The 23,592-nt window shown below is 57.8% G+C and carries 22 protein-coding genes; 5 read left to right on the top strand and 17 right to left on the bottom strand.

Going from position 1 to position 23,592, the window contains the following annotated elements; translation table 11 throughout:
* The first annotated feature begins 324 nt into the window (after positions 1 to 324).
* Positions 325 to 2,895, top strand: coding sequence for an HAD family hydrolase (locus GSF01_RS13200; RefSeq protein ID WP_159884669.1), 2,571 nt, complete (start codon positions 325 to 327; stop codon positions 2,893 to 2,895).
* 307 nt (positions 2,896 to 3,202) lie between these two features.
* Here GSF01_RS13200 and GSF01_RS13195 read toward each other — a convergent pair whose 3' ends face one another.
* The 11 genes from GSF01_RS13195 to GSF01_RS13145 all read right to left on the bottom strand — a co-directional run bounded on the left by GSF01_RS13195 (position 3,203) and on the right by GSF01_RS13145 (position 17,640).
* Positions 3,203 to 4,726 carry a methyl-accepting chemotaxis protein gene (locus GSF01_RS13195; RefSeq protein ID WP_159884667.1) on the bottom strand — a complete coding sequence of 508 codons (1,524 nt, stop codon included), beginning with the start codon at positions 4,724 to 4,726 and terminating at the stop codon, positions 3,203 to 3,205.
* Positions 4,727 to 5,015: 289 nt separating this feature from the next.
* On the bottom strand, positions 5,016 to 5,633 hold the full coding sequence (gene mobA, locus GSF01_RS13190; protein ID WP_159884665.1) for a molybdenum cofactor guanylyltransferase: 618 nt from the start codon (positions 5,631 to 5,633) through the stop codon (positions 5,016 to 5,018).
* Entirely contained in the window at positions 5,630 to 6,154 is a 525-nt protein-coding gene (mobB, locus tag GSF01_RS13185) for a molybdopterin-guanine dinucleotide biosynthesis protein B (protein WP_159884663.1), read from the bottom strand. The genes mobA and mobB overlap by 4 nt, the downstream gene beginning before the upstream one ends.
* A gap of 19 nt (positions 6,155 to 6,173) precedes the next feature.
* The gene (locus GSF01_RS13180; protein WP_159884661.1) at positions 6,174 to 7,460 is read right to left on the bottom strand and encodes a molybdopterin molybdotransferase MoeA; all 1,287 of its coding nucleotides are present in this window, start codon (positions 7,458 to 7,460) and stop codon (positions 6,174 to 6,176) included.
* Positions 7,461 to 7,620: 160 nt separating this feature from the next.
* A complete protein-coding gene (locus tag GSF01_RS13175; protein WP_159884659.1) occupies positions 7,621 to 9,288 on the bottom strand; it encodes a glycerol-3-phosphate dehydrogenase/oxidase in 1,668 nt (555 codons plus the stop codon).
* A gap of 206 nt (positions 9,289 to 9,494) precedes the next feature.
* Complete coding sequence (glpK, locus tag GSF01_RS13170; RefSeq protein ID WP_159884657.1) at positions 9,495 to 10,997, bottom strand: glycerol kinase GlpK; 1,503 nt, start codon at positions 10,995 to 10,997, stop codon at positions 9,495 to 9,497.
* 12 nt (positions 10,998 to 11,009) lie between these two features.
* Positions 11,010 to 11,576 (bottom strand): glycerol-3-phosphate responsive antiterminator, encoded by a 567-nt coding sequence (locus GSF01_RS13165; protein ID WP_159884655.1) that lies wholly within the window; start codon positions 11,574 to 11,576, stop codon positions 11,010 to 11,012.
* Positions 11,577 to 11,745: 169 nt separating this feature from the next.
* A complete protein-coding gene (locus GSF01_RS13160) occupies positions 11,746 to 12,777 on the bottom strand; it encodes a FecCD family ABC transporter permease (RefSeq protein WP_159884777.1) in 1,032 nt (343 codons plus the stop codon).
* An 8-nt stretch (positions 12,778 to 12,785) separates the two neighbouring features.
* Positions 12,786 to 13,844 carry a FecCD family ABC transporter permease gene (locus tag GSF01_RS13155; RefSeq protein WP_159884653.1) on the bottom strand — a complete coding sequence of 353 codons (1,059 nt, stop codon included), beginning with the start codon at positions 13,842 to 13,844 and terminating at the stop codon, positions 12,786 to 12,788.
* Positions 13,845 to 14,752: 908 nt separating this feature from the next.
* Complete coding sequence (locus tag GSF01_RS13150) at positions 14,753 to 16,228, bottom strand: (Fe-S)-binding protein (protein WP_159884651.1); 1,476 nt, start codon at positions 16,226 to 16,228, stop codon at positions 14,753 to 14,755.
* Positions 16,225 to 17,640, bottom strand: a complete 1,416-nt coding sequence (locus GSF01_RS13145) for an FAD-binding oxidoreductase (protein WP_159884649.1) — start codon at positions 17,638 to 17,640, stop codon at positions 16,225 to 16,227. The genes GSF01_RS13150 and GSF01_RS13145 overlap by 4 nt, the downstream gene beginning before the upstream one ends.
* Positions 17,641 to 17,785: 145 nt before the next feature.
* Here GSF01_RS13145 and GSF01_RS13140 point away from each other — a divergent pair, with 145 nt between their 5' ends.
* On the top strand, positions 17,786 to 18,505 hold the full coding sequence (locus GSF01_RS13140; protein WP_235941442.1) for a FadR/GntR family transcriptional regulator: 720 nt from the start codon (positions 17,786 to 17,788) through the stop codon (positions 18,503 to 18,505).
* Between the two features lie 27 nt (positions 18,506 to 18,532).
* A complete protein-coding gene (locus tag GSF01_RS13135) occupies positions 18,533 to 18,832 on the top strand; it encodes a hypothetical protein (protein ID WP_159884647.1) in 300 nt (99 codons plus the stop codon).
* A gap of 82 nt (positions 18,833 to 18,914) precedes the next feature.
* Here GSF01_RS13135 and GSF01_RS13130 read toward each other — a convergent pair whose 3' ends face one another.
* The 5 genes from GSF01_RS13130 to GSF01_RS13110 form a co-directional block, all read right to left on the bottom strand.
* Positions 18,915 to 19,424 (bottom strand): metallophosphoesterase, encoded by a 510-nt coding sequence (locus GSF01_RS13130; RefSeq protein WP_159884645.1) that lies wholly within the window; start codon positions 19,422 to 19,424, stop codon positions 18,915 to 18,917.
* A gap of 67 nt (positions 19,425 to 19,491) precedes the next feature.
* Entirely contained in the window at positions 19,492 to 19,944 is a 453-nt protein-coding gene (locus GSF01_RS13125; protein WP_159884643.1) for a DUF1284 domain-containing protein, read from the bottom strand.
* Between the two features lie 410 nt (positions 19,945 to 20,354).
* Positions 20,355 to 20,666, bottom strand: coding sequence for a hypothetical protein (locus tag GSF01_RS13120; protein WP_159884642.1), 312 nt, complete (start codon positions 20,664 to 20,666; stop codon positions 20,355 to 20,357).
* A gap of 114 nt (positions 20,667 to 20,780) precedes the next feature.
* Positions 20,781 to 21,554 carry a single stranded DNA-binding domain-containing protein gene (locus tag GSF01_RS13115; protein WP_159884640.1) on the bottom strand — a complete coding sequence of 258 codons (774 nt, stop codon included), beginning with the start codon at positions 21,552 to 21,554 and terminating at the stop codon, positions 20,781 to 20,783.
* A 222-nt stretch (positions 21,555 to 21,776) separates the two neighbouring features.
* Positions 21,777 to 22,073, bottom strand: a complete 297-nt coding sequence (locus GSF01_RS13110) for a hypothetical protein (protein ID WP_235941441.1) — start codon at positions 22,071 to 22,073, stop codon at positions 21,777 to 21,779.
* 219 nt (positions 22,074 to 22,292) lie between these two features.
* On the opposite strand from GSF01_RS13110, the gene GSF01_RS13105 reads away from it, so the two are divergent.
* Both GSF01_RS13105 and GSF01_RS13100 read left to right on the top strand, forming a co-directional pair.
* Positions 22,293 to 22,724 (top strand): SRPBCC family protein, encoded by a 432-nt coding sequence (locus tag GSF01_RS13105; RefSeq protein WP_159884638.1) that lies wholly within the window; start codon positions 22,293 to 22,295, stop codon positions 22,722 to 22,724.
* Between the two features lie 5 nt (positions 22,725 to 22,729).
* Positions 22,730 to 23,122, top strand: coding sequence for an ArsR/SmtB family transcription factor (locus GSF01_RS13100; RefSeq protein ID WP_159884636.1), 393 nt, complete (start codon positions 22,730 to 22,732; stop codon positions 23,120 to 23,122).
* Positions 23,123 to 23,280: 158 nt separating this feature from the next.
* On the opposite strand, the gene GSF01_RS13095 is transcribed toward GSF01_RS13100, so the two are convergent.
* Positions 23,281 to 23,586 (bottom strand): AzlD domain-containing protein, encoded by a 306-nt coding sequence (locus tag GSF01_RS13095; RefSeq protein WP_235941439.1) that lies wholly within the window; start codon positions 23,584 to 23,586, stop codon positions 23,281 to 23,283.
* Between the last annotated feature and the right edge of the window lie 6 nt (positions 23,587 to 23,592).

The following is a 23,592-nucleotide window of genomic DNA, read 5'->3' as shown; positions in this document are numbered from 1 at the left end:
CGATACATATATCTTTACAGAATTTATTAGAAATGATGTCAAAGGATAAGAATTAAATATACGTTCGTGTGCCATATATCAAAAGATCGTCCTTTAAATTCAATTCCCAGCCTCAAATAGCTGCAGGGAGACCAAAACACTTGTGAATCCCAGCTTCACGAAGGAGCTTGCCGATTTTCAGCACACGAAAATCAGAGGAAAACGGGACTTTTCAGACAGGCAGCGATAGTGTACCATTAAGTTTACGCACCTTTCTTGTTACCAAACAAAGAAGGTGCTTTTCTGTTAGAATAAAAATCGACCATACTTTTTGGAGGCATCCGCGTGAGAGTTTCCGACGAAGGCCTTGATCTATGGAAATCCGATTATTACCTCCGTCCCGCAGTCCGTCAGATGGAGACGATTCGTTTGCTAAGCCTTGATGTCTTCGACACGCTGCTGCTGCGTGCCTGTGCACAGCCGAGCGACGTATTTCTGATGACCGCCCGGCGCGCCGCAAGAGCCGGCGTGCTCAGCCCGTCGGTATCCGCCCAGGAATTCCGCACCGCGCGGGAAGCAGCCGAACGGCGGGCGAGGGACAGCCGGCTTCAGCTAGCCGGGCATGACGAGGTGTCGCTGGAGGGCATCTACGACGAGCTGCCGGATTTCTTCGGACCTAAGTCTGCGCTCCTGGAGATCGAGCTCGCAGCCGAGCGCGAGGTCTGTTACTTGAATCCGCATATCGTGTCCTTGCTGGAGTGGTGCAGAGCGCGGGATGTGAAGATCGCTCTGCTCTCCGATATGTATCTGTCTTCCGAACAGCTGTACAGCATTTTAACAGCCGCCGGGCTGGATAGGATAGCCATCGATACGCTGCTGGTGTCGGGAGAGAACGGGATCAACAAGTCGACCGGGCGATTATTCGACCTGCTCCTGTCCTTGTATCCGGCGATCTCACGTCCGGAGGTGCTGCATATCGGAGACAACGAGCGCGCCGATGTGGAGGGGGCCGCTCTCGCAGACATCCCTTCGCTTCATTACGGCCTGATTCCCGAGTATGTCGATAGCCCTTATCACTGGGAAAGCGTGCTCCATCCCGGAGCGCTTCCTTCGCTCAAGTCGCTGCGCAAGCTTGCTGGCGCCTATATTCCCTCCCCCTCTTCCGTCATCGGAGATGATAGCCCCCAAGCGGCGGAAGAGCCGCCGGCCGGGAAGGAAGCGCCTGGGCAGGGGGAAGCTCTCTATTCCGGCGGCCCCGATGCTTACCGGAGCATCGGAGCCGGGCAGGCGGGGCCGTTCCTCACGGCATTATGCGACTGGGTGGTGGACATCTGCCTGAAGGAGCAGCGTACCGAAGTACACCCTTTGATGAGAGAAGCCGTCCTGCTGGGCCCTATGCTGGAGCAGGCCGCCCGTCTGAGAGGCGCGACGCTTCGTGTCGTCCCTCTCTATGTCTCCAGACAAGCCACGTATCTGGCCTCCCTGGAGCAGTTCGGCGAGGACGAGCTGGACCGCCTGCTCCGCGCTGGAAACGGCACCGTGCATGAGCTGCTGCTGACCTTGGGGATTCCCGGGCAGGCGCATCGCCTTCCGGTTCCCGTCGGCTGCTCGTTGCTGGAATGTAGCTCGTCTGCTGCGACGGATGGAAGGACCGCGCTGCAGGAGCTGCGCGATTGTCTGCTTCAGCCTGAGATGCTAGCTGAGGTAGACAAGGCCATCGCCGAAAGCCGCAAACTTCTGCACGCCTACGTGTCGCGCGTAACCTGCGGGGCCGATAAGCTCGTCACGGTCGATATCGGCTTTCACGGGACGATCCAACGGGCGCTGCACCGAGCATTGGGCTATGCGGAGAATGATAGCGGGGAATACAAGCGGGAAGGCCGGGAGCCCGTAGCTGCTCCTATTCATTTGCTCGCGGTCGGCGGTCCGGGGATCGGCGGACTGAAGCTTGAGCATCACCTGGACATTCGGTCGTTCCTCGGCAGCTCCGGGGAGAACGAGGACCTCGGCCGGGCCTTTATCCGCAGCCCCGCGTTTATCGAGGAGCTGACGATGGGCGAGTTTGGCTCTACCGAGCGTTATGCGCAGAACGACCGCGGCGAAGCCTTCCCGGTAGTCGCACCCTTGGATCTGACCCCCGAAGAGCTAGCCTGGAAAAGAGCTTTCCAGGAAGGAGCCCTTGCCTTCCAGCGCTATTATTATGCCTGGACCACGGGAACCCTTGCCGGGCGGCAAGCCCTGGCCGAGCCTCAAGAGGCCCGCGAATGGTTCAAGCCGCTGCACAGGCTGATCGATATGCCCACCCCGGAAGAGGCTGCCTTGCTGGGCCGCCTGCGCCATCGGGATCGTCATTTTGGAGCGGACAGCTTGATCTGCGAGCCTGTAGGCGAGCGGTGGTTCGGACAGGGAGCCCTTGCTTTCCTGGATGCATGCAGCTATGCCCCGTCTGTGATGAATGTATACTGGCCTCAAGGCGTTCTAACCCTTAGGCACCCGTACGAGCTGTATCTGCACCATCTCCGCCTGCGTGACGGTTATGGACGGCAAGCCTTGCTCTGGCGCATGTGCCGGCAGCTTCAGGAGCAGGTTTCCTCGCCGCTCCGCGAACCCGTGACCCTGGTCGGCTCGGGCTCCTTCGTCTCCGACGTAAAGCGGGCGGCGCTTCTGCACCGGATCAGGATCGCCGTGACCCTCGATCCGTACGAGGAGAAAGCCTGGAGGGCGGCGCTCGGGCGGATTGCACTTGAAGCTGCGGCAGGCAAGCCGCTCCCGGTCTTCTGGCTGGCATCGCTCGACGAAGAGCAGTCGACCTCCTGGAAGGAGCAGCTGGAGCTGGCCGCCCGCCAAGGCGAAGGAGTGAGTCCGGCTTTGGTCATCATTGATTCCTTCGATGCCTGGCCGGAACCCGCTGTCTGAACTCCCTGGGCTGCAATGCTCGCCGGCCATCGGCAAAGCAATTTGTAATGAATTTGAAACATAACTTTGATGTTGCCTTAACATTTAAGAGGTAAGATAGAAGCAACCCCCCTTTTTGAAATATAGCAAGTTTGGATGGCCCGCTGATCAGCGGGTCTTTTTCTTTGGGCGAGCCGTCGAGTAAGGTCGGTGGCAGGCCCTTACGGAATATCGGACTCTCGGGGAAGCCGTGGGGCGGGACAGAAGCTCATCAAACTAGAACAAAGGGCGGCCCAGGGCCGCCCTTTACGTCTTCGAAGTCGCGAGCTTAGGAAATCCGACGAAGCGATTCCTCCGCTTTCTCGATGTTTGCGAGACTTGTTTTGTTGCCGCTTAGCAGCGATTCGACCGTGGCAAGCAGCTCCTGCAGGGAGGCGCTCGTCTGCTCGCTGACTGCCGCCAGCTGACCGGTCGAGTCGTTAATGACATTCACCGCTTGCTCGACGGATTGCATCATCCGGTTATTATTATCCGCCAGCTCGTTGAGCCGCGTAATCGCTTGGCTGATGGCAGAGAAAGAAGCGCTGGTCCGTTCGGTGAGGCCAAAATTCCTGCCCATGCTGGAGGATACCTGCTCCATCCGCTGACGAGTCAAGCTCGACTGCTGCGACAGCTCCTGAAGCTGGACGGTAATCTGGTCGGCAGAGTTCGAGGTGATATCCGACAGCTTGCGGATTTCCGTAGCTACGACGGCGAAGCCCATTCCCTGCTCCCCGGCCCTGGCTGCTTCGATACTGGCATTGAGCGACAGCAAGCTCGTCTGATTAGCGATTTCCTTAATTGTCGTGCTAAATGCATTGGTCGTGCTCAGCTTGCCGATCAATTCGCTAATCTCGGATGTCATGGCTTCGATCTCCGCGTTGAATTGATCGAACGTTTCATTCAACAGACCGATGTCCCGAGTTCCTGAATCGGACAGCTCGCGCGTCGTGCCCGTTTCCTCCTGCAGCTGGCCCAGCGATGCCGACATCTGCTCCACCAGATGAAGCATGCTGCGCACGGATTCGTTAATTTCTAGCGTCGATTCCATCTGCGAATTCGATCCATTAGCAATTTCCTGGAAGGCCGCATTCATTTCCTGCAGAGCGGAGGTATTGTCTTTGGCTGCCAGGGTGATGGCGCTCATATTGCCCGTTACGGAGCCAATCAGCTGAAGGATCGCTTCCTTCTGCTGCTTTTGCTGAAGCATCAAGCTCTCAGCCTCTTCTCTCGATGCGGCCATCTGTTTATTCAAATGACTCGTCACCCGCAAAATGCAGAAAACGATAATATTAATAAGCAGGAAATAGATCAAATAGGTCGCTTCCGCCCCGGGAGCCAAGACGATCTGGTCCTTTTGACCAAACAGCATGTACAGAAGCTGTCCGAGGGCGAGCAGCTGAGTAAGGAGCGTGAGCTTGAAGTCCATATAGATCAAAGCCAGAAAGATTACATAATACATAGAAAATACGTTCGTACTATCCGGATTCATGGCGATTGTAACGAACGTTGTTACAGCCGAGCCGAGCACAGCTATATATGGAGTCTGCATGATCCATTTGCGTTTAAAATGAACGAAGGTTAGCGTAATCCACAGCAGCCCTACAAAGATCAGCAGCCATTTGTAATAGCCGTCCATCGCCGTCCCCGTAGATACAATACTTGTGAACGTAAGTAACGATACGAAGCTGATAGCTCCGTATACGATCGAAGTACGGCGCACCATATCCGCTTCCTTCGGGCTTAGCTTCGAATCGTCCGCTTTGAAACGTCCTAGTCCTTTAAGCCTGGGCTTCGCCGGATGAGTATCCATCAGTTCTCTACTCCTTTGATTGTAATAGTAGTTGCCTGCACGCGGTAAGCCCAGACGTCATAGGCTAGGCCGTACAGCGGCCTCCAGCTTCTAATCCATCCGCAGCCTTCCCTAAGGTCCTATTCTCTCTGTCTAACAAAATGGAACAGTCCACCTCGCTAGGTATATTTCACCATAATGACAGATATTTCGACATAATTTTCAAAATCCCTTCTTTTATTTCTGATAAAAAGTAAAAAAACCGTCTAATCGACGGTTTTCTAAAGACTTAAGGCTATCCTGTTTAGGTTTACTGCCAGTCCGCCTGCTCCAGGCAACGGGCATAGTCATGAGGATTGTTGAAGCTATCCACACAACGCACGGAAAGTCCCGCCTCGGTGAAATCCTTCTCAGTCGGCATGTCGGCCTCGATCCCGCCGAGCCAGCGGACCAGCCCCGTACGCGCCGTGTGCAGCGTTTGCTCCAGCGAAGGGAGACAGTCGCCCAGGTACACGCCATGAAGCGGATGGAGCTGTCCGCCGATCAGGGGAACGGCGGCCTTGGCCCCGCTCTTGTGCAAACGCTTCAGCATCCACTGCGCGACAGAGGCCGATATAAACGGCATATCGCTTCCTACCGCCCAGAAGAAGGAGCCATCCGACTGGGCCAAAGCGGCATGAAGTCCGCTCATCGGACCTTTGTGCGGAATCCGGTCGGCGATGACGGTAACCGCCTGCCCCACTACCGGAGTATAGGCCGCCGGATCGTTGGTCACCAGCAGCAGCTCGCCGCATGCTTCCCTCATCCTCTCTATCGTACGAAGAATCAGCGGCTCATCGGGGAAGGGCACTAAGCCCTTGATGCGGCCCATGCGGGTATTGAGTCCGCCCGCGATAATGACGCCCGTTAATTCGCCCCGCTGCCTCATGACCGGCCCAGCTGGCAGGCCACCGCCGCTGCGGCGGCCCGAAGCACCTGCTCCTTGTCATGGATGGATAGCACCTGGACGTCTTTCGCATAAGGACGCACTTCCTCGACCGGCAGCCAGGTGACGACCAGGATCGCCCCGGTTACCATCTCCAGCAAGGGCAGCTGTTCCCGCTCGCGGATAAGCACCAGCTTGGGGTACTTCTCCAGCTTAAACCCTTCGACCAGCACCACGTCGACAGAAGGCAGGCGCCTGAGAAGCTCGTCCAGTGCCAGCGCGCGTTCTTCGACGAGAAATGTCCGGTTCGCCTGCTCCGAGACCACTGCTACAACCTCCGCACCCGCTTCGCGGTGCTGCCAGCTGTCCTTGCCCTCCTGATCCAGCTCCAGCCTATGCCTGTCATGCTTCACGGTACCGACCGTGAAGCCATCGCTTCCGAGCTGCCGGATCAGTTCGCACATCAGCGTCGTTTTCCCGGAATTTTTATAGCCTACGACTTGCAAAACCGCTTGTATCGGCAACGCTCCATCCTCCTTTGCGCTAAAGCCTCTCCTCCCCGAAGAGCGACCGTCCTCCTCCGGTCAGCAGCACGTCCACCGTTTCGCCGGCCTGCAACCCATTACCGCCTGCCGGGACGATCAGCAGCGCCTTCGTATCTTTGATCGACCTCATGCTCCCCGACTTGACATGCGCCAGCGGATACACATATACCCTGCCTTCCCGGCATTCAAGCCGGCTGGGCAAAAAGCGGGGATACGCGTTGACTTTGCCGTAGTCCTGCCCGAGCAGCGCCTGCATGCGTGGCATTCCGGCATGAGGAGAGCCTAGAAGCCGATCCAGCGCCGGTCTGACGAATAGCTCGAATCCGACATAGCAGGCGCCCGGATTGCCCGACAGCGCAAAAATCGGCTTGCCTTCGAGAATTCCAGCGCTCGTCGGACTTCCGGGCCGCATCGCCACCTTATTAAATAAGGTGCTTCCCTCCCAGCTCGACAACCACTCGGCCAGTACATCGTAGTCGCCAACTGACACCCCGCCCGACGTGATGACCGCATCCGCCTCACGCCCTGCATCGCTCACGATCCGGCGGACCGTCTCCAGGTCGTCCTCAGCGGTCCCCAGCAGATGGGGAATGCCTCCTCCGCTGCGTACCAGGTCCGCCAGCATCCAGGCATTGCTGTTGCGGATACGTCCGGGCGACAATGCCGCCTCGGGGGGCAGCAGCTCGGAGCCGGTCGACAGAATAGCCACGACCGGTCTCCGATGCACACGCACGCTCGAGCAGCCGGAGGCGGCGAGCAGCGCCGTCTCGCCCGGGCCGATCAGGCTCCCGGCGCCGGCTAACAGCTCGCCCTCGGCGGCCTCCGAGCCGACAGGCGACACATTGACGCCGGCCTCGATGGGCCTCGCGATAAGCACATACGGGCGGCCTGCCCGCTCGGTGGATACGGTCATCTCGAGCATGATGACCGCATCCGCCCCTTCGGGCAGCATCGCGCCCGTCATGATCTTGGCCGCCTGCCCGCTGGCAAGCGGCTCCGGCGGCATATCGCCTGCAGCGATGCTTGCGGTTACCTCGAGCGCCACGGGCCCCTCCCGGCTGGCCTCGGTCACATCCGCCGCACGGATGGCATAGCCGTCCATCCCCGAGCGGCGAAAGTGAGGAAACGCATGGGGCGCATATAAGGACTGCGCCAGCCGCCTTCCATACGCCTCGCCCAAAGGGACCTCCTCGGCGTCCGTCGGGCGGATATGCGCCTGTATGCGCCGAACCGCCTCATCGACCGGCACCGCCGTCCGGTTATGCTTCTGGCCGTCTAATCCCATGACCCCTCACTCCTCTTGCCCAGCGCCGAGCACGCCTTTGTCTTTCTGTGTGCTTTATTATGAGGCTTGGCACCGAAAAAGGACAGTCCCTTCGTGAGGGTTGAGGCGGTTCCCCGATTTCTCCAGTGCCGAGAAGGCCGCTGGCCTCCCCGTACCGGACTTAATCGGAAGCAACCGGCGTCACCGCATGATGCAGATGCCGCTCCAGCTCGTCGGCGTACTCGCGCTCCTGCTCCGCCGTATAGCCCAAGAGCACGTTCATCGCCTGCAGGACGCCTTCCTTCCAGGTACGAACGGCATCTACATGGAAGAACAAGGCCCCTGTGCGGCGGATGAAAAAATCTGACGGCTTCGCGGCCATCTCCCGCTCGATACTATATCTCAGTGCGGCATAGACGGCCGCCGGAAGCCCATAGCGGCCCGCTTGCTCCCCAGCTTCGGGCAGCAGCGCGTACACGTCGCGGACGTTCGTGCCGTAACGCCGGACGAGCTGCTCGGCCTCGGCTGCGCTCAGTCCCAGCTTCATACCCTGCTCCGTCTGCGCGCGGACGAAGCTTCCGAACTTCGCCGAGCCGCCGACATCCCCGCCGGAGATCGCCAGCGTCTTTGTCGTACAGGACCGGAAAGGCCCCCGTCCTTCTGCCCGCAGCTCCGCGGCCAGCCTATCGGTGACGGTCTCGGCCATCTTGCGGTAGCCGGTCAGCTTGCCGCCGGCGATCGTGAAGAGGCCCGATTCGGAGCGGAATATCTCATCGCGCCGCGATACCTCGGAGGGCGACTTCCCCTCCTGATAGATCAGCGGCCGAAGCCCTGCCCAGCTCGACTCCACATCGCTGCCCGTCAGCTTGAGCTCGGGGAACATGAAGTTCGCGGCCTGGAGCACATAATCCCGGTCAGCCGCCGTCATGAGGGGATGGGCCGTGTCCCCGGTGAAGTCGGTATCGGTCGTACCCACATACGTCTTGCCCTCTCGTGGGATGGCAAATACCATCCGCTTGTCGGGCGTATCGAAGTAGATAGCCTGCTGCAGCGGAAACCGGGCTCCGTCGAACACCAGATGAATCCCTTTGGTCAGCCGCAGCGTCTTACCCTTCTTGGAGTTATCGAGCTCCCGCACTGTATCTACCCATGGGCCGGTCGCATTGACGACGCGACGCGCGCGGATGGTATAGGCGCCTCCTCCGATCCGGTCGACTGCCTGTACGCCCACCAGTTGGCCACCGTCATACAGCAGCCGCTCAGCTTTCGTATAATTGACCGCCAGGGCGCCCGCTTCAACGGCCCGCTTCATCACCTCAATCGTGAGACGGGCATCGTCGGTCCGATACTCCACGTAATAGCCGCCGCCCTTGAGACCGCTTTGCTTCAGCAGCGGCTCCTTGGCCAACGTCTCGCTGCGGCTCAGCATTTTCCGTCGTTCCGAGCGCTTCACTCCAGCCAAATAATCGTAGAGACGAAGACCTACCGAAGTGGTGAAAGCACCGAAGGTTCCCCCTTCATGGAAGGGCAGCAGCATCCACTCCGGCGTCGTCACATGAGGCCCGTTCTCGTAGACGACCGCCCGCTCCTTGCCTACCTCCGCCACCATCTTGACCTCGAGCTGCTTCAAATACCGCAATCCCCCGTGTACCAGCTTCGTAGACCTGCTGGAAGTACCCGCAGCGAAATCCTGCATCTCCACCAGCGCCGTGCTCATCCCCCGGGTCGCCGCATCCAGAGCGATCCCCGCCCCTGTAATGCCTCCCCCGATAATGAGCACATCGACCGTTTCTTTCTCCATCTGTTTTAATACCTCTTGCCGCCCTCTAGCGGAAAATCGTACGTCCATCTGCCATTCCTCCCGTTTCGCTGTCCTGAGCGCCCGGGGCGCGCGGAGAGTTTGTTTGCGATCCGCTGACCATGCAAAAAAACCACAGACAACCCAAACCTGCAGCTTCCTGCAAGCGGGTGTTGTGGTTTTCTCCGCATCTCCAACCGTCGTATTAACTTACCCTCAGTATACCAGCTTTCCTCTCCCATTCCCAGCCCTGCCGTTTATGAAAATGCCAGCGCCGCCTTTACCGCCTTTTGCCAGCCTGCGTATAGCTCTATCCGCTCGGCTTCAGCCATCGTGGACACGAAGGTCCTATCGGACTGCCAGCGCTCCGCAATTTCGCGCTTATCCTTCCAGTAACCGACGGCCAGCCCCGCCAAATAAGCCGCCCCTAGCGCCGTCGTTTCGTTGACGACCGGGCGCTCCACTTCCGTTCCGAGCAGATCGCTCTGGAACTGCATCAGGAAGTTGTTTCGGACAGCCCCTCCGTCTACGCGCAGCGTGCGCAAGGTCAGACCGGAGTCCTCCTCCATGACCTTCGTGACATCCTTGGTCTGATAGGCCAGCGCCTCCAGCGTCGCCCGGATGAAATGCTCCTTGCTCGTACCGCGCGTCAGGCCGAATACAGCGCCGCGCACATCGCTGTTCCAATACGGCGTGCCCAGCCCGACGAAGGCCGGCACGACATACACGCCCTCCGTCGAGGAGACGCGGCTGGCGTACGTTTCGCTGTCTGCAGCCGACTTGATCATCCGCAGCCCGTCGCGCAGCCACTGGAGCGCCGAGCCGGCGACGAAGATGCTGCCCTCCAGCGCGTATTCCACCCGGCCCCCGAGCCCCCAAGCAATCGTCGTCAGCAGCCCATGGCGGGAGGAGACGGCCTGCTCGCCTGTGTTCATCAGCATGAAGCAGCCCGTGCCGTAAGTGTTCTTAACCATCCCCTTCTCGAAGCAGGCCTGACCGAATAAGGCGGCCTGCTGGTCTCCCGCCATCCCAGCGATCGGCACCCTGCAGCCGAAAAAGTGATGCTCGACCGTATGGCTGTATACCTCCGAGGAGGAACGCACCTGGGGCAGCATCGCTCGCGGAATATCGAGCAGCCCGAGCAACTCGTCGTCCCAGTCCAGCTCGTGGATGTTATAGAGCAAGGTACGCGAAGCATTGGAATAATCCGTGACATGGGCCCTGCCGCCGCTCAGCTTCCAGACGAGCCAGCTGTCGATCGTACCGAAGAGCAGATCGCCCCGCTCCGCTTTTTCCCTGGCCCCGTCGACATGGTCCAGGATCCATTTGACCTTCGTTCCCGAGAAGTAGGGGTCGATCAGCAGACCCGTCTTGCTGCGGAACAGCTCCTCATGCCCTTGCAGCTTCAGCTCCTCGCAGATGCCGGCCGTCTGCCGGGATTGCCATACGATGGCATGGTAGATCGGATGCCCGGTGTGACGGTCCCAGACGACTGCGGTCTCCCGCTGATTCGTAATGCCGATCGCCGCGATCCGGTCAGCGCCGATCTCGGTCTCGCTCAGGACGGAGGCCAGCACGCCAAGGACGGACACCCAGATTTCGTTCGCGCTATGCTCCACCCATCCGGGATGCGGATAATATTGCTTGATCTCCTGCTGCGCCGTACCCACGATGTCTCCATCGCGGTCGAAAATGATCGCCCTGGTACTTGTCGTTCCCTGATCGACGGCTAATATATACATGTCCTGCTTTTCTTTCATCCGCTTTCCCCCCTATCCATCGACCTGATCGAAATGCTTCCATAGCTCGGCTCTCGATGTAGTGACCGCAGAGGCTCCCGCGGCAATCGCCTGCTCCACGTCCTGCACGGTACGAATCAGCCCTCCTGCAAATATCGGAATGCCGGAACGTTCATGCACCTCACGGATCATATGCGGCATAACGCCCGGAAGCACTTCAATATAATCGGGCTTCGTGCGCTCCAGCAGCGCGTAGCTTTTCTCCAGCGCATTCGTGTCCAGCAGGAACAGCCGCTGAATGGCAAGCAGCCCGTTCTGCTTCGTCTTGGCGATCACGCCGGCACGCGTCGAAATGAGACCGGCAGGCTTCACGACCTGGCATAAAAACTCAGCCGCGTACTCATCGTTCTTCAGGCCCTCGATCAAATCGGCATGAAGCAGCGCCTTTTTCCCGTGCGACTTGGCCAGATCGACAACGGATTTGATCTGGCTGATATGCGTATCCAAGATGACCAGATACTCGTAGGATAGCTTCATCAGCTTCTCCAGATCCTTCATCTGGCGGGCGGCCGGCAGGATCGTTTGCCGATGGAACGCCATGCGGTTCCCTCCTTTTTCTCCAGATGCCCGCGAAAGAAAAAGACCACGACGAATCCCATCCCGCTAAGAATGTCATTCGTGTGGTCTCCGTCTCTCCGTCACCTGCTATTAACTTGGTCTTATTATATCGGCAGCGGCTACCGCTAGTCAACGTTAAACCCGCAGCCCCTTAAGCCTTGGAGCGGGCCAACAGATATAGAAAGTAAGGGGCTCCGATCACAGCCACAACGATCCCTGTCGGAACCTCCGACGGCTGTATCATAACGCGGCCGATCAGATCCGCTACGATGACGAGCAGGCTGCCTACCAGCGCCGAGGCCGGGATCAGATACTGGTGTCTTGGACCGACTAGCTGCCGGGCCAAGTGGGGACCGATCAGCCCGACGAACCCGATAGCTCCGCCGACGGCTACGCAAGAGCCCGCCAGTGCGACGGCAGCCGCAAGCAGCAGCAGGCGTTCGCGGCTGACCCTCGTCCCGAGCCCGATCGCTGTGACATCGCCCATGTTCATTACATTGAGGGTACGCGCCTTGTACAGAACGAAGGGCAGCAGCACGACCAGCCACGGCAGCAGCGCCATGACGAATTTCCAGCTCGTCCCCAAGATGCTCCCTGCCAGCCAGACGGCCACGAATTGATACTGGTTCGGCTCCAGCTTGATAACAAGAATGATCATCGCAGCCGCTATCCCCGCGGCAACGGCTATCCCGGACAGCACCATCCGGATAGGAGAGATGCCCTTGTGCTTCTCGTAGGAGAGAGCAAAGATCAGAGCCGCCGTGGCCCCCGCTCCTAGTAAAGCCAGGAACGGCAGGAGGAAGACCGGGGCCGCCTGATTAATCGGAAAAAACGCGATGAAGAGCACGACCATCAGACCAGCCCCGGCATTGATGCCGAGGATTCCGGGATCGGCGAGCGCGTTGCGCGTTAGCGCCTGCAAGATACATCCGGACACGGCGAGCCCCGCTCCGAGCAGAACGGAGATGATGATGCGGGGCAGCCGGAATTCGAACAGGATCAGACTCTGCTTAGCCGTTCCCGCACCGAACAGCGTTTTTATGACCTCGACGGGCGACAGCCGGATAAAGCCCGTATTCATACTGAGTATAAAGGCAATTACGATCAGCGAAGCCAAAATGACAAAAACGGACACGGCCCGAATCCGTTTGCTGCGCTCTGCTTTCGATTCCAGATACGGCATAGAGGACATTACAGCTCCCTCCTTTGTTTGCGCACCAGGTACAGGAAGAACGGTACGCCCAGAACGGCAATCAACGCGCCAACAGGGGTTTCGAACGGCGGGTTGATCATCCGCGCCCCGATATCAGCCAGCACCATCAGCAGGCTTCCGAGGACGGCCGAGCAGGGAATAATCCAGCGGTAATCGACCCCTACCAGGGCTCTGGCGACATGCGGAATCAGCAGCCCGACGAAGCCGATCGCTCCGACCGCAGACACCGCCGCTCCCGCCAGCACAAGCACGACCAGCGTGCAGGCCAGCTTGATCAGACCCGTGCGGCCGCCAAGGCTCTTGGCGATATCCTCACCCAGGCTGAGCAGGGTAACCGATCTGGATAATATGAACGATAAGACCAGCGCTCCTCCGACCCAGGGAGCCATCAGCTTCACCTGCATCCATTTCACGCCGGCAACCCCTCCCGCATACCAGAAGGCCAGATCCTGGCCGATGCGGAAGAAGATCGCGATGCCTTCGCTCAGAGCGGACAGCAGCGCGGCGACGGCAGCCCCGGCCAGCGCCAGCCGTACCGGAGTCAGACCGCCCTTGGCCAGTGAGCCGATTCCGTAGACGATACCTACTCCGACGGCAGCGCCCAGGAAGGAATATAAGATCAAGTATTGAAACGGCAGCCCCGGCGCAAAGGCAAAGCATAGTGCCAGCACAAAGCCTGCTCCCGCATTGACCCCCAGCAGTCCCGGATCGGCGAGCGGATTCCGCGTCATGCCCTGCATGATGGCCCCGGCGACGGCGAAGCACGCCCCGATCATAGCGCCGGCCAAAGCCCGCGGCATCCGAAGCTCTTGAATAATCTGATGCTGGGTCAGATCAGGATCGAACCGGAATACCGCTTCCCAAACGGTAGCAAGACTGATATCGGCCGCTCCCAGCGAGATGGATGCGGCCAGCGAGAAAAGCAATAAGGCAATCCCGGCAACGAGAATAATAGAAGCGGCCAGCGGCCTGGTTTTCAATACCGGCGAGTCCTTGGGCGGGGTGGTGGCCGAGTAGGATTTCATGGATGAAGCCATGGATGCATACCTTCCTTGTCAGGCGAGACAAGCTGATGCTCGAGTCGAAGCAGCTTGACTACTTTTATTGTGATAACGATTATCATTTTCATTTTAGCAGACAGGGAATGCCGTCGCAACGCCTTTTTCTAGTCCCCCTACTATCGTCATGGCCAAATGCCCGTTGAGTTCCGCCGCTCGCTCCGTTTGGCTATACCGTCTGCGAGGGATCTGTCCGTTATCCAAAAAAGACCCGGCCCCACGATGAAAGGCATCGTCGGGCCGGGCGATCCCGGCTTCCTAGTAGAGCGATCTGAAAGTAAGGTACTCCCGGAGCAACCTAGGAGCGGTGGCGGTTACGGTTAACGGACATGTTCGATCAGCCATACGTGCCTCTTTATACGATTTTTCGTACAAAAACGGATCATTTTCACCTTAGGTGGGAATGTATGTACGATTTTTCATATAAAATGCAAGCTTCGAGCAACTACATGCGCCTCTTTATACGATTTTTCGTACAAAAATGGATCATTTTCACCTTAGGCCGGGATATATGTGCGATTTTTCGTATAAAACGCAAGCTTCGAGACTACATGCGCCTCTTTATACGATTTTTCGTACAAAAATGGATCATTTTCACCTTAGTCCGGGATATATGTGCGATTTTTCATATAAAACCGTTAGCGGTTGGGATGGACACGGATACGAATGTAAGGGACCTATTGGACCGGTAGAGCAAACAATTTCTTGGTTTTCCGGGCGTTGGAGACTGCTAAGAGTACGCCAGGTCCGTTAGCCGATCCCGATACCCATCCAGGGATCGGGACAAGTAACGTTCTACTAGCTTGCTCTTGCTCCTGCTCCTGCTCCTGCTCCTGCTCCTGCTCCTACTCCTACTCCTACTCCTGCCCCTGCCCCTGCTCCTGCTTCTACTCCTGCTCGGCAGCCGGCAGCAGCCGCTCATACAGATAGTCTACGACATGCTCCGCTTTCATCCGGCCGGTAAGCCCCTCCCGCTCGATGCCAAGCTGCATCTGCAGCAGGCAGCCGGGGTTGCTGGTCAGCACGACATGCGCCCTCGTTTCCTTCACATGCTCCATCTTGTGATCGAGCACCTGCATGGACATCTCCGGCTGCGTCAGGTTGTAGATACCGGCCGAGCCGCAGCACCGATCCGCCCCCTGCAGCTCGACGACGTTCACATTGCCCACGCGTCCGATCAGGTTGCGCGGGGCATTGCCCGCCTTCATCACATTGCGCAGATGGCAGGAATCCTGATACGTGACGGTTTCACGCCCAGCGCCGAGGGAAGGGAGAACGGGAGCCAAGCCGCTGCTGGTCGGCGTCTTCTCCTGAAGGGCAGCAGCCGCTTCCAAACCCGCGGAACTCGCGGCGCTCTCCGCATAGGCAGCCGCCGAATCGAAGCTCAGCCGGCTGGCCCGCTCAAGCAGCAGCTCGCTCACATCCTTTACGCGTCCGGCGAAATCAAGCGCCAATTCTGCATAGCTCGGGTCGTCATGCAGCAGATGGCCGTATTCGACCAACAGGGCTCCGCAGCCTCCCGCGTTCGATACGACCTTATCCACTTTCGCATCGAGGAAAGTGCGGATATTGCTCCGCGCCAGCTCGCGCGCCTGATCCAGCTCGCCGCCGTGCGCATGGAGCGCCCCGCAGCAATTTTGCGTCTCAGGGATGACAACGTCATAGCCGGCCTCGGACAGCAGGCGGGCCGTGCGGACGTTCGTCTCCGTATACAGGACGTCCATGATGCAGCCGCGGAATAAGCCGACCCGGCCGACCGGCGTTCCCTTCGCCGGGACGAAGACCCCGAGCTGCTCGATGACGCCGCTCCCCGAGGCCTCGGGGAGAATGCGCTCCATCTGCCGCATATGCGCAGGGAACAGGCTCATCAGGCCGGATGAGCGGACAAGCCCGCTCATCCCGGAGCGCTGATACAGCCGCAGCGCCTTGCCAAGCAGCTTCATTCGCTTCTGCTGCGGGAACAGGTGCTTGAACGTGATGCTGCGCAGCGCCTGAATCCACAGGCGATGGTCAGCGTGATGCTCGAGCGCTTCCTTCGTCTGCTCCAGCAGGGTGCCGTATTTTACATCGGCCGGACAGACCGGCTCGCAGGCACGGCAGCCCAGACAGAGGTCCATCTGCTCGCGGAACGACTGGTCCGGCTCCATCACATCGTCGACGACCGCCTTCATCAGCGCGATCCGCCCACGGGGCGAAGCCGCCTCAAGTCCGGTCTCGCGGAAGGTCGGACAGGCCGGCTGGCAGAAGCCGCAGCGCATACAGTTCGTCAGCTCGTCATAATCGAGCGACAGCTTCATCCGCTCAGCGAGCGGCGAGCCGCCTTCCCGCGCAAGCCGCTCTTTGATCGAAACGGAGCCGCTCATCGGTTCACCACCACCCGTTTGCGAGATTCCTTGGCAAACATTTTGCCGGGATTCATAATATTGTTCGGGTCGAAGGCCAGCTTGAGGCTGCGCATCAGCGCGATACCCGCTTCCCCAACCTTCCACTCCAGGTATGGCGCCTTGACCGTACCGACGCCATGCTCCCCGGTGATCGTCCCGCCGAAGCGGATAGCCGCTTCGAAAATCTCCTCGAACGCCAGCTCGACCCGGTGAATTTCTTCCGCGTCGCGGGCATCCGTCGTACAGGTCGGATGGAGATTGCCGTCTCCGGCATGTCCAAACGTACAAATCTGAAGGTCGTACTTCTTGGCGATCCGGTTGATCTCCAGCACCATATCGGCGATCTTCGAGCGCGGGACGGTCGCGTCTTCCAGGATCGTCGTCGGACGGATCCGGGACAGCGTCGACAGCGCGCTGCGCCGGGCCTTCATAAGCCGCTCGGCTTCGTCCGCATCGCGGGCCATCTGCACGCTTGCCGCTCCTTCTTCCCGGCAGATCCGGATCATCTCTTCCATATCCTTGGCCACCACGGATTCGTCGACGCCGTCCTGCTCGATCAGCAGCACCGCCTCCATATCAGTTGGCAGGCCGAGCTTATTGTAAGCCTCTACGACCCGAAGCGTCGGATTGTCGATGAATTCGAGCGTGGCCGGCACAATCCGGTTGCGGATAATGCTCGAAACGCTGCGCGCCGCCGCATGGATATCCGTATAGAGCGCAAGCATCGTTTTCTTGTACACGGGCGCAGCCAACAGCTTCACCGTAGCCTCTGTGATGATCGCAAGCGTCCCCTCCGAGCCGACCAGCAGCTTGGTCAGATCGTACCCGGCGACGTCCTTGTACAGCTTGCCTCCGGTCCGGATGACTTCGCCAGAGGGAAGCACCGCCTCCAGACCGATGACGTAATCCTTGGTCGTGCCGTACTTCAACCCCCGGAGGCCGCCGGCGCATTCCATGATGTTGCCGCCAAGCGTGGAGATGACCATGCTGCTCGGGTCCGGCGGATAGAACAAGCCCTTTGCCTCCACAGCCAGATGAAATTCCTTGGTATTAAGTCCCGGCTGGAACGTCGCCGTCAGGTTATCGGTATCGATCTCCAGCAGCTTGTTCATCCGGTTCATGACCATCACGATGCCGCCTTCCACCGCCACCGTCCCTCCGCAGAGATTGGTGCCGGAGCCGCGCCCTACGATAGGGATCCGGTGCTCATTGGCCAGCCTCAGGACGAAAGCGACCTCCTCGGTATTTGCAGGGAATACGACGCCGTCGGGCAAATGCTGCAGCATCGGAGTCGCATCGTAGGAATAGGAAACCAGCGTTTCCCGATCATCTCGGAAATAGGCGTCGCCCAGCCGCTGGCGCAAGCTTTGACGCACGTGTTCATTCAGCACAACCCATCCCTCTTTCTTCGGTTATATTCGGCTCTCCTCACCACTGACCCTCCCATTTGATCAGGTGATCTGATGACTTTTGTTCCATTATAGCTTATGCTTGAATGAGTTGTATACCTGATTTGTACGGAGGTTCGATATTCTCGTGACATTCAAACCGGTTCGGCCCCAGAAGGGCAGCGACATGGTCCTGCACCACCTCTCGGAGCAAATCCGCTCCGGCTATTATCCGCTCGGCTCCAAGCTCCCCACCGTCGTAGACCTTGCCGCCGGCTATGAGGTCGGCCGGTCCACCGTGCGAGAGGCATTAAGCGGATTGAAGGCGATGGGTCTTGTGGATATCCGGCACGGAGGAGGCACGTTCGTCTGCGAGGCGCTGCCTCCGGCTCCCGGCGAGCAGGACGCAGCGGACTTCTTCCGTCCGATCGAATCGCTGAAGGAAGTGCTGGAGGTGCGCAAGTATATCGAGTCCGGCTGCGCCGAGCTCGCCGCCCGGCGCCGGACCGATACCGATCTGTCCGCTATCGAGTCGGTGCTCGATAGGATGCGTCATACGCTTGGAGACGAGAAGCAGGCTGAGGAAGCGGATGTGGATTTTCATGTGCGGATCGCCGAAGCGTCTCATAACACCCTACTGCTGCAGATGATGCTGTCTCTTACCCAGCGGCTGCAGGAGAATATGTCCGATTCGCGGCGGCTGTGGTTTTTCGCGGAGCGCAGCTCCGTGGAGCTGCTGCTTGCCGAGCATACGGCGATCTATGAAGCGATCCGCGATCGGAATGGAGCCTTGGCCGGCGAGCGTATGGCTTCGCATATCGGCAAGGTAGACAGGATCGTGCAGAAGCTGTACAGCGAGGAAACATAAAACGGCAGCGAAAGGAAAACGACCGCTATGGCATTCGGCATCAGACGCGAGGAGCTTATGCTTTGGAAGGAAAAGGTCAGCAGGGGCGAGATCGCTTTTCTGACCCATTATTGGCTGGACGAGCGGTTCCCGGGGATGACTTCGGTGACCAAGGTAGGCTGCTGCGACCTGGATCGGCTCACCGCCTGGTGCGCCAGCCACGGCTTGAACCCGGCTTATATCCATCACCGTCCGCCCTATCCGCACTTTGATCTGATGGGACCTAAGCAGAAGGAAATTCTTCAGCGCCAAGGGCTTGACGAGCATATCGAGCGGTTCGGGCTATAGCCTGCAAAACAGGCACTGAGCGCTCCTTCGCCTCCCGCTGACCGTTTTGTCCGTTATGGCAAGAAAGAGTCTTGCAGCCGAGCTACTGCTCCTCAACGGGCACGACCAGCGCTCTAATCGCCTCGAAGGACACCGGCAAGTAGTCCCACTGCTCGACGCTGACATTTACGTACTGGTTCCCTTCGTACTTTTGTCCGTGGATGTGACCATGAATATTAACGTAAGGCATATGCTTGTTCATATACATCGGCTCATGAGACAAGAAGAAAAAGCCTCCATAGACAAGCGGATATTCGCTTACTTCGTCGAATCCCGCCTCCAGCCACCAGCTCCTGGGCCGTCCCCGGTCGTGATTGCCCAGCACCAGTGTCTTGTAGCCATGTAAACGCGAGACGATCGCCTTCGTTTTCTCCAGATTCAGAAACGAAAAGTCACCCAGATGAAAGACCCGGTCCTCCGGAGCAACCACTTCATTCCACTTGCCAATCATCGTCTCGTTCATTTCCAGACTGTCAGCGAACGGCCTCGACTCGAAGTCGATGATGCCGCTATGACCGAAGTGGTGGTCCGATGTCACATAAATGCGGCTCATACTCAGATCCCTCCTCTTTCTATGGCTACTTTACTTGTCCTTCCGACGCCATCCTGCGGCATTGTGATTAGCGCTCCGCAGCAGCTGCCGGCCCTCCAGACCGGCTCGGAGCCGGAGGCAGACTTTCTCCCCGGCGGATGATGTCTACGCCTTCCTTGCACACTCCATATGGCTCCCAGGGACAAGAGGCGCAGATCACTTGAATATCCCCCGGCTCGACATGATCGGCTACCTTAGCCGTTACTTGAGACCAGGGAACAGGCTTGCCCAGCTCCATCCCCAGTTTGTCCAGCACCCGTGCATCGCGGGTATATACGCTTGCGCCCTCGCAATGAGCATGCTGGTCCTTCGGATAATGTCCGCAGATGTCGTCGGGTCCCTCGATCATCACGATCTCCGTCTCCGGCTGGACACGCAGCCGCTCATAGATCGCGGTCATATTGATACAGAATTCGTCGGAGTATCCCATTCCCCGATACCCCAGCAGACATAGCAGATGATGACCCCGCAGCCGTATCATCGTCTCATCCTCCTTCTGCCCCGTATATGCATTGCGATTTTTCCCTGAACAACTCGTTAAACGGAAATAGATGCATTTTGGGGGGAATTTTATTTGATGGTCAACTATAAAACTAAAAAGAAGTGCAACCGCAGGTTGTTACGCATAGGACGGATTTTGCCCATGAAGATCTAGCCTAATGTTACCATCTTAAGTTCAGCCTATATAGATTCATCATAGTAGAGAATAAGACGCAATTCCACTTTTCTCGGCTCCATGCCCCTTCCATAGCCTTGCCATCGCTGCGGAGCAGGTTAAGGTAAAAGCAAAGGACCTTCGGCAAATCCACCCGGTCCGGGCGAAGCTTGCCAAAGGTCCTTGATCCTTACAGTAATGCGCCGCTATCGGCGTACCCGACGCGGCTGGCCAGGTTACCGATAGGAACGATTGCGATACGCATCGCTCGTGTACGAAGTAAAGAACAGCAGGATAGCCGTCAAAATATGCATAACCATGCCCACAAACGGAATCCATGCGATGAGCGAGGTCAGGATGCCAACGATGCTGCCGAGCTTGGGCCCTTGCTCTCTAAGCGCCAGCGCCAAGGTAATCACGTGAAGGATGAACATGATCCCGAGCGGGGAATAACCCATACTGATTACGATCGTCCCGCCCAAGAAAGGAATACCCAAAATGGCTTCCAGAATAGCGCTAATCAGTATAAACACTTGAGATATTTTCATGGAACCAGTCCTTTCCTTGTCGTATGCTTATGTCAAGTATAGGCTTTATTTCCCAGATACGCTATACCTAACTGGCCATTTTACAAAATAATGGGTCGCATACCTAACACTTCCTCATTGCTTAACGAATCGGTATGGGACGATCTCATGCTCATATTTACCTGTTAGAGAAAGGATGCCCGTGATCTCATAACGCATCCCCTCCTGGATGCCCGAGAAAGCTTCGGAATCGCCTGCAGCCAGACGAACGCGGACCGAATGGCCGGCACGGTCCGGAGCTGCCAAGCGATAGCGTCCTTGATCACTGCCCTCTTCCGAAGCAGGAACAACAACGCCGCTAATCGTAACCGCTGTCCCCTTCAACGAAGCCGGCAGCCCTTCCTTAGGCAGATCTTCCACCTTCAATGGCGCCGCGCGGGGTACGTCCTGCCCAGACTCCACAACCTGAATGCCGGAGTCGGTAGCCCGAACTTCCAGCACGCCCTGATTATCTCCTACTACGCCATCCACCCGCAGCCGATCACCCGGTTGCAGAGTCTCCGGCAGCTCGCCGGATACAAGAATGCCTCCGGTAGGATCCTGCAGTTGAACCCAAGGACGCCCTGTTCCGGCAGATCCCGGCTTGCTCATGACGATTCCTTCGACCGATACGTTCTGCTCCAGCATGTGTCTGGCTTCCAGCACGGACACAGAGGGATACACGACCATCCCCGGCTTAGGAAGCTCCGCGAAGGGAGCCGCAACTGCACGCCCCATGTTCTTCATCTGTTGAAAAACAGCAGCCGTATCGCGGATAACATGGTTCTGTATAGATAAGGGGAGAATGGAAACGATAAGCATCGTAAGCAGCAGCAGCCATAGAGCGTATACTTTTACTACCGGGTTCACTTGAATCGCCCCTTCCGGTTACCTTCTAGTTACTATTCATCATAAATGGCTGATGTTAAACGGAATCGCTGAAAATATTAAGTTCTTGTTAATTCGGAAAGGAAGCATCGGCGAGAAGCACGGCAGCAAAAAAAGACACAGACTTCACTTGCGTCTGTGTCAGAGTAAGGCTATATAGGGCGGCCGACGCGATACATGCAGTATCTCTAATTACCGGCTTCCTTATGCGGATTGCAAAATTTTCTCCATCAAATTCTCTTTGATCAGCTTGATCCGCTGCTTTACATAAAAATCGTAGCTGGCTCCCTTCAAATCACTGAGAGGCACCTGCAGATCGGTATGGTTGTCAATGATGGTCATCGAACCATTCTCATAAAATTTAAACGTATAGTCAACCCATGTCTTGCCGATCGAATCGAGAATCTTCTCCGTTTGCTGCTCGCTCATATGCTCGCTGTTCTCCAGCATAACTTTTCTGAAATAGTCCCGTTCAATAAATCTGACCTTAACCGTACCCATGATCTACACCCCTCTCAGATTAGGAACATTTGTTCTTATTTGTATATTACAACAAACAAAGAACCTTTGTCAACATTTTACAGAACATTTGTTCCTGTTTTTTTATCATGCGGCCTAGCTAAGGCTAACCCTCTTTCTCTTGACAGGCTATCTGCAGTTTTCTACAATATATGTAACCATTCGGTTTCATTTTAATTTTACAAGGGGGTCAATTACACGATGTCTAATTCTACCCATGAGCCTGTGCCGGACATTCGCAAGACCGCGCTCTTTAAAGCGCCTATTCAAAAAGTATGGGAGGCTGTCGCTACTTCGGAGGGGATCGCCGCCTGGTTTATGCCCAACAGCTTCGAACCAAAGCTAGGCTTCGAGTTTTCGCTGCAGTCTCCCTACGGCACTTCGCTGTGCCGGGTTGAGGAGCTTGATCCGCCGAATCGTCTCGTCTTCACTTGGGGGGATGAATGGATCGTTTCTTTTAACTTAGTCGAACGGGAGGGCCAGACCGAGTTTACGCTCACGCACTCCGGCTGGGGAGAAACCGAGGACGTTATCGCCCAGACCGGTCAGAAGCACGGCGAGGTCCGGAACCGCATGGATCAGGGCTGGGAGCAGATCGTTCAGGAGAGGCTGCGCAAGCACGTGGAGGGTTGATTCAGGTGGATGCTCCTTCACCCAGGCATGATGTTTTCCAAGCCATAGCAGACCCCACCCGCCGCAAGCTGCTCCGGCTGCTCGGCGAACAGGAGCTGCCGGTTAAAACCATCAGCAGCCACTTCCCGATGACCCGCACGGCGGTATCCAAGCACCTGCGCATTCTGTCCGATGCCGGGCTGGTCAGCGAACAGAAGGTAGGCAGGGAGAAGCGGTATAAGCTGCAGGCTGAGCCGCTTCTTGAGCTGAAACGCTGGCTTGCCTACTACGAGCGGTTCTGGGACAACCGGCTCGCCGCCCTCAAGCTGCTGGTAGAGTCGCCGGATTCGGAGCTGGAATGGAATCGGCCTGAGGGTGCCCGGTCAACCGAACCGGCTTTTGCTCCCCAAGACGAGTAGTCGGGAGATGGAGCAAAACCCTCAAGTCCATATGGATGCCAAAGGACCACCGGTGCGAAGTTGCTGCCGGTGGTCTCTCTATTGCACTTCTGCGGTCCATCTCATAGAGAGGGCCGCCCATTCGGTAGGGCTGGATCGGTCCGCCCAGATGCTGCATGTTACCGCAACCAGGCCAATATCGCCATAGAGGCCATCCCCGTCAGTACGGTCGCCAGCAAATGGCGGGTGAGGATGGCAACAGCCAACGTGGGGACAAGTGCGGCCAGCTTGAGGCTTTCCGCAGGAGCTGCCCACTCTCCGTCTGTCGTCAGCACCTCCTGTGCCAGCAAGGCGGTCATGACAGCGACCGGCACATAGTGCAAGTAGCGCAGCAGCCACCCCGGCAAGGATACCCGGCTCAGCACCGCAAGCGGAAGCACTCGCGGCAGCCAGGTAACTAGCGAAGCCCCTAGTAATATCCACAAAAATTC

Origin of the sequence: Paenibacillus puerhi (assembly GCF_009846885.1) — a bacterium.
GTDB lineage: Bacteria > Bacillota > Bacilli > Paenibacillales > NBRC-103111 > Paenibacillus_G > Paenibacillus_G puerhi.
This window is presented reverse-complemented; position numbering and strand designations above follow the sequence as displayed.